Origin of the sequence: Kingella kingae ATCC 23330, assembly GCF_900111845.1 — a bacterium.
In the GTDB taxonomy this organism is placed as follows: Bacteria; Pseudomonadota; Gammaproteobacteria; order Burkholderiales; family Neisseriaceae; genus Kingella; species Kingella kingae.
Genome location: NZ_FOJK01000052.1, coordinates 1 through 908, shown reverse-complemented (window position 1 = coordinate 908; position 908 = coordinate 1). Strand labels below are relative to the sequence as shown.

Annotated in this window: 2 protein-coding genes; both read left to right on the top strand. The window is 37.1% G+C overall.

Annotated elements, in window-relative coordinates:
- The first annotated feature begins 251 nt into the window (after positions 1-251).
- Positions 252-488, top strand: coding sequence for a transposase family protein (locus BQ5809_RS08060; RefSeq protein WP_060537242.1), 237 nt, complete (start codon positions 252-254; stop codon positions 486-488).
- Between the two features lie 27 nt (positions 489-515).
- A partial coding sequence (locus tag BQ5809_RS08055) for an ISAs1 family transposase (protein ID WP_479459023.1) occupies positions 516-908 on the top strand: 393 nt, incomplete at its 3' end.

Sequence of the window (908 nt, the reverse complement as noted above, 5' to 3'; positions counted from 1 at the left end):
TTTATATTTTGTCCTTGGCAGCGAGGACAAGTTAGAGTTATTTCTGTTTTCACACACTCAAATATACTCTGTTTTCGCTGCTTTTTTATTGCTTATTTTTTTACAGCACACTTTTCAGGACACCACCCCATTTTTTATATAAAAGCAGCCTGCAATTTTGGTAGCGCGTAAGGTGGGACTTATCCCAGACCTGACAAGTTTTAAATTAAAAGTATAATGCACGAAGTTTAAACAACCAAATGGACAACACCATGCACTCACTAGAAGAATATTTCGCTCGCATACCCGATACCAGACGTGGAGCAGGCAAACGCTATAATCTAGCCAAAACACTCACAGTCATTGTTGTTGCCATTTTGGGCGGTGCGAAAGGTAATCGCGAAATAGGTGCATTCCTTGCTAATAATATTGATGAATTAAAACAATATCTTGCATGGGATAGAGATAATACACCCAGTTACGAAAAAATCCGCACATCAGAAACCTAGAGACCAAAGGTTTGGTTTTGACATTAGATGCCTTATATTGTCAAAAAAAGTCTCGTAGAGATTGATGAATTGGGGCAGTTTTACGTTGTAGGTGTTAAAAAAGGCGCAATCCGATTATTCAAAGAGTTTCAAGAACTTCCGAATAATCAAATACTTTCGAAAATTCAAACAACGGAAAGACAGAAAGGCGCACAAATTCAACGTGAAGTTGCTCTTTATCCATGTACACAATGGGTTAGCCAAAATTGGCAATCATCTAAACGTATGATTGTTGTTACAAATACGAAAATAGGAGCAGATGGTTCGCGCAAAGTGGAACAACACTTTTATTTAAGTAACTATCATCATGATAATGTAGAATTTTTTGCTAAAACGATTCGCAACCATTGGGGTATTGAAAATAATCTCCACTGGGTAAAA